The following is a 5,607-nucleotide window of genomic DNA, read 5'->3' as shown; positions in this document are numbered from 1 at the left end:
GGCTGTGGGCGCTGAAGGCCAGCGCCGCCGTGTCGCCCGCGGACAGTTGCTGTTGCAACTGGCGCGGCAGCTCGCTGTCGCGCAGGTGGGCCAGCATGCGGGCGTACAGGGCCACGCGGCCGCGCGTGCGCTGCAGCCCGGCCGCGGCGTCCAGGCCGGCCACGGCCATGAGCTGCGCGTGCAGTGCCGCATCAGCCTCTTGCGCCGGCCCTGGCGCCGCCTGCGGCGCGGGGCCGGCCGCTTGGGCTGCGGCAGCCGGCGCGGGCAGCCAGCGCAGCAGCGTGCGGAACAACACGTCCGGCTCCACCGGCTTGGCGATGTGGTCGTTCATGCCCGCGGCCAGGCAAAGCTCGCGGTCCTCGTGGAGCGCGTTGGCCGTCATGGCCAGGATGGGCGTGGCTGCGTGCGCGGGCAGCCTGCGTATGCGCCGCGCGGCCTCCAGGCCGTCCAGCCGCGGCATCTGCATGTCCATCAGGATCAGGCCGTAGGCCGTGGCGCGGGCCTTGTCCACGGCGGACTGGCCGTCGTCGGCCACGTCCACGTCCAGGCCCACGCCGGCGAGCAGCTCGCGCGCCACCTCCTGGTTGATGGCGTTGTCCTCGGCCAGCAGCACGCGCGCGCCGGCATGGCGGCGCAGCAGGTTTTCCAGCTCGGCCGCCGGCGCCACCGGCACGGGCGGTTGGGCGAAAGCCCTGTCCGTGCCGCGTGCCATGGGCAGCTCCACGCGGAAGGTGCTGCCCACGCCCGGCTCGCTGCTCACGCCGATGCGCCCGCCCATCAGCTCCGTGAGCCGGCGGCAGATGGCCAGGCCCAGGCCCGTGCCGCCGTACTTGCGCGTGGTGGAGGCGTCGGCCTGCTCGAAGGGCTGGAACAGGCGCTCCTGCTGCTCGGCGCTCAGCCCTATGCCGCTGTCCTGCACCTCGAAGCGCACCACCATGGGCGCGCCGGGCGGGCTGGCCAGGCGGGCGCTCACGCGCACGTGGCCGGCCTCGGTGAACTTCACGGCGTTGCCCACGAAGTTGAGCAGGATCTGGCCCAGGCGCAGCCCGTCGCCGTGCAGCACGCGGGGCAGGCCGGCCATCTCCGTGATGAGCGCCAGGCCCTTGGCCTCGGCCTTGTCGCGCAGCAGGCTGCACACGTCGTCCACGACGCGCTCCACGTCGAAGTCGGCCGTCTCCAGCCGCAGCTTGCCGGCCTCGATCTTGGAGAGGTCCAGGATGTCGTTGATTACGCCCAACAAGTGGTGCGCCGCCATGGAGATCTTGGCCAGCCGCTCCAGTTGCACGGGCTCGCGCAGGTCGCGCTTGAGCAGGTGCGCCAGGCCGATGATGGCGTTCATGGGCGTGCGGATCTCGTGGCTCATGTTGGCCAGGAAGGCGCTCTTGCTGCGGTTGGCGGCCTCGGCGGCGTCGCGCGCCTGCTTGAGCTCGGCCTCGGCGTGCTTGCGCCGCGTGATGTCCTCGAACAGCACCACGCTGCCCACGACCTCGCCGTCGCGCGTGAGCGGCGCGGCGGAGTAGGCCACGGGAAAGGCGCTGCCGTCGCGGCGCCAGAAGCACTCGGTGTCGCTGCGCGCGCGCTGGTTGTCCAGCAAGGCGCGGCGCACCTGGCAGCCGTCGGCGCGGGTGGCGGCGCGGCGCGCCTGGGGCGACAGCACGATCTGCGGCAGCGGCAGGCCCACGAGCTGGCGCGTGTCCTCGAAGCCCAGCAGCAGCGCTGCGGCACGGTTGGCCAGCGTCACGCGGCCTTCCATGTCGGTGCTGAAGATGCCTTCGGTGGTGGACTCCACCAGCGTGCGCAGCTGCTCCTCCTTGTTGGCCAGCACCTCGGCGGCGCGCGTGCTGTCGGTGATGTCGCGCGCCTGGGTGAGGAAGCCGTCGAAGCGGCCCTGGGCATCGCGCAGCACGCAGCGCGTCGTGGAGATCAGCCGTTCGCCCAAGCCGGCCAGCGGCATGTGCCGCTCCACCACCATGACGTCGTGGCCGCTGGCGATGAGCGCGTCCTCGTCGGCCCGCACCAGGGCGGCCAGGTCGGGGGCCAGCACCTCGCCGGCCGTGCGTCCGGCCAGGGCCTTCCAGTCGGCGATCGCGTTGGCCTGCGCGTAAGCCCGGCTGACGGCCTTGTAGCGGTGCTCGCGGTCCTTGAGCGCGATGAGGTCGGGCGATATCTCCAGCACGCGCGTGAAGTCCAGGTTGACGGCCTCGGCCGCTTCCTTGGCGCGGTGCAGCTCGGCCGTGCGCTCGGCCACGAGCTGCTCCAGTTGGTGGCGGTGGCGCTCCAGTTCCTCGGCGGTGCGCTTTTGCGCCGTGATGTCCTCCCACAGCGCCACCATGTAGGTGCGCCCGCCCAAGCGCACCGGGCAGGCGGTGACGCGCACGTCGAACAGCGTGCCGTCCTTGCGCCGGTGCACGTTTTCGAGCCGGCGCACCTTGTCGCGCACCATGCGCTCCATGGAGTCTTGCAGCGCCTTGGGCGCCAGGCCGGCCTGCACCTGCTGCAGCGACATGCCCAACAGCTCCTCGCGACCGTAGCCCAGCAGCCGGCAGGTGGCTGCGTTGACCTGCACGTAGCGGCCGCTGTCGGTGTCTATGACCTCGATGGCGTAGGGCGCCTCGTCGAACACCGCCTGCATCAGGGCCTCACTGTCGCGGGCCGAGGCTTCGGCGGCGTCGCGCGCGGCCAGCGCGTTGCGAAAGGCCAGCACCGTGCGCGCCAGCGTCGGCAGCACGCCGGGGCGGCCTTGCGCCAACTGCTCGACCTGCGCCAGTTGCGCCGGCTCCGGCTTGCCCTCGGACAGGCACTGCAGCGTCCGGGTCAACAGCGACACCCGCGCCGTCAGCCGCCGCACGGCCAGCAGCCAGAACAGCATGAGCCCGCCCAACGCCAGCGCGCCGGCCGCGCCGATGTGCACCTGCCGCTGCCCCAGGGCCTGCAGCAGCGCCGTGCCCTGCGAGGCCGAGCCGTGCAGCGTTGACTCGGCGATGCCCCGCGCGTGCTCGCTCAAATGCAGGTGGACGTCGCTGGCCTGCAACGCCTGGCGCCACGCCTGTGGCGGATCGGCGGCGGCCAGCTCGGTGGCCCTGGTCACCAACTGGCGGTAGCGGGTGAAGTCCTGCCGCACCTCGTTGGCGGGCTGACTGTCCGCGGCCGCGGGCCACTGCTTCTCGACGGCGGCCAGCCGGTCCACCAGCTCGGCCCGCACACGCTGGAGCGCGGCCTGGTCGGCCTGCGTGCCGGTCTGCTCCAGGGTGCGCAGCACCAGGCGCTGTATGCCGGCGAGCTCGTGATCCAGGTTGAGGGCCTGGGCTGCGCGCCGACTTTGCTGCAGTTGCTGCGTGCGGGTGGTCTCGTGCTCGCCCCACAGGCGGTCGAACGCCAGGTAGTTGAGCGCGGCCAGCACCAGCGCCAGCGCGGTGCTGGGCAGGAAGATCAGGCGCAGGAAGGGCGCGACGCCGCTGCTTTGAAGTCTCATGGCTGCTGCTGCACGGCGTGCACCGGCAGCAGCCGGCGCGTCACGGAAATGCTGTCCACGTAGCGGGAGCCGGCGTCCCCCAGGGGACGGAACGGCGCGAGCATGCCCTCCTTGGGAAAGCCGCCCGCCTGGACCACCGCGCCGCACAGCGCTGCGCAGCCCTGTAGCGCGTGCAGGCCCAGCCTCGTTCGTCCCGTGTGCTTCATGTGCCGCTGTCCGCCGTCTGCGTCACCGTCTGCCCCGCCTGTGCGGCTGCCTGGGCCACAGCCGGTGCCGGCGCGGACTGCGGATCGGCCACGCGGCCGGCCACGGCGGCGAACTCCTCGCGGCAGGCGAGGAAGGCGTCCACCACGTCGGGGTCGAAATGCCGGCCGCTGCCCTCCACGATGATGCGCGTCGTCTCCTCCAGGCTCATGGGCGGCTTGTAGACGCGCCGGGACACGAGGGCGTCGAACACGTCGGCCAGGGCCATCAGGCGGGCGCTGACGGGAATGTCTTCGCCGGCCAGGCCGCGCGGGTAGCCGCTGCCGTCCCACTTCTCGTGGTGGTGCTGCGCAATCTCGCGCGCCGCCTGCAAGAAGGCGAACGCCTCGCCGGCCATCTCGTGCGCGGCGGCGTCGCTGACGCTGGCCAGGGCGCCTTGCATGGCCTTGGCGATGGCGTCGGCGCCAATGGCGGCATGCGCCTTCATCAGCTCGAACTCCTTTGGCGTGAGCTTGCCGGGCTTGAGCAGGACGGCGTCGGCAATGCCCACCTTGCCGATGTCGTGCAGCGGCGCGGCCTGCACCACCATGTCCAGGCGCTGGCCCTGCAGCGCCGACGCAAAGCGCGGGTGGTCGCGCAGCCGCCGCGCCAGCAGCTCCACGTAGGCCTGCGTGCGCACGATGTGGTGGCCGGTCTCGCTGTCGCGCGCCTCGCCCAAGCAGGCCAGCGCGCGCAGGCTCAGGTCCTGGATGAGCAGGTTCTGGCGCAGGCGCCGCGCCACCTCCTGTTCCAGCCGCCGGTTGTGGTGGGCAAGCTGGTCGCGCGTGCGCTTGAGCTCCACATGGGTGCGCACGCGCGCCAGGGTGACGGCCGGGTCTATGGGCTTGGTGATGTAGTCCACCGCGCCCTCGGCCAGGCCCTTGCGTTCGCTGTCGGCGCCGTCCAGCGCGGTGATGAAGATGACGGGAATGTCGCGCGTGGCCGGGTCCGCCTGCAGCCGGCGCAGCACCTCGTAGCCGTCCATGCCGGGCATCATCACGTCCAGCAGGATCAGGTCGGGCCTGGCGGCCTGCACCGCGCGCAGCGCGCTCTCGCCTGCGGTGGTGGCGCGCACCCGGTACGTGGGCTGCAGCAGGTCGCCCAACAGCTTGAGGTTTTGCGGCGTGTCGTCGACGACGAGCACCGTCGGCTTGGCGCTCTCCTCAGGCGTCATGGCGGGTTGCGAGCTGATGGTCATGCGCGGCCCTCGGCAGGAGAAGGTCGTAATGATATGTAGCTGGATGCCGTGGCCACGGCACGGCGAGCTTGAAGTTGCGCAAGCGCACGCCGAGCGGACGCGACCAGGCTTGGTGAGAGGATGCCGCGCTCGACCGGCGCCTCTTCAAAGCCGCCGCCATGGGCCGCGCACCGGCCGTGCTCGCCCGGCGGTGGATGTTGCAATCTGCAGCGGTGCGGCATCGTTGCCTGACTGTCAAAGTGCCGGTCTGCCGCGGCCGGCGTGGCGGGTGCGCGTCGCACCAAGCCCACCATCGACAGCACTGGAAATGCTTGGCCTCGTGAACTTTCAGCACGCAGAGCTTGGCGCGCCTGAAACCTTGTGTATACTCGCGCCCCTCGCAGACACACCAGGGTTGGCGTTCAAATTCAGGACGCGGCTTTGATGTTGTCTCCAAAACCAGGTGGAATTGGTTTTTCCGTGCCTTGCGGCAGACAGGAAAATCCGTCCATAAAGGGTCCTTGAGGGATCCAACGGGTTTTGGCGGTGGTATGTGCATGTTTGCGCAAACTCCGCAGGCGAGCCGCCCGGTGGATTTGTCGGGCGGGCTGCAAAAGGTGTTCTAAATACCCAAGCAGTTGACAAGGGTTTACCCTTATGTCAGAATTCAATTCTTCGCTGCTGACAACAGCGAGACGCGACGAAAACAGCAGGT

General features: G+C 70.8%; 4 protein-coding genes. All 4 read right to left on the bottom strand.

What is annotated here, in order from left to right; all coding sequences use genetic code 11:
* The coding region (locus tag SM757_RS34405) for a PAS domain-containing hybrid sensor histidine kinase/response regulator (RefSeq protein ID WP_322468775.1) at positions 1–3,472 on the bottom strand (3,472 nt) is incomplete at its 3' end.
* Positions 3,469–3,678 (bottom strand): hypothetical protein, encoded by a 210-nt coding sequence (locus SM757_RS34400; RefSeq protein ID WP_066341160.1) that lies wholly within the window; start codon positions 3,676–3,678, stop codon positions 3,469–3,471. The genes SM757_RS34405 and SM757_RS34400, both read right to left, overlap by 4 nt.
* Positions 3,675–4,913 carry a response regulator gene (locus tag SM757_RS34395; RefSeq protein WP_322468774.1) on the bottom strand — a complete coding sequence of 413 codons (1,239 nt, stop codon included), beginning with the start codon at positions 4,911–4,913 and terminating at the stop codon, positions 3,675–3,677. Before SM757_RS34395 ends, SM757_RS34400 begins: the two co-directional genes overlap by 4 nt.
* Positions 4,914–5,320: 407 nt before the next feature.
* Positions 5,321–5,607: hypothetical protein (locus SM757_RS34390; RefSeq protein WP_322468773.1), on the bottom strand; the 287-nt coding region annotated here is incomplete at its 5' end.

Origin of the sequence: Azohydromonas lata, from assembly GCF_034427735.1 — a bacterium.
Taxonomy (GTDB): Bacteria; Pseudomonadota; Gammaproteobacteria; order Burkholderiales; family Burkholderiaceae_C; genus Azohydromonas; species Azohydromonas lata.
This window is presented reverse-complemented; position numbering and strand designations above follow the sequence as displayed.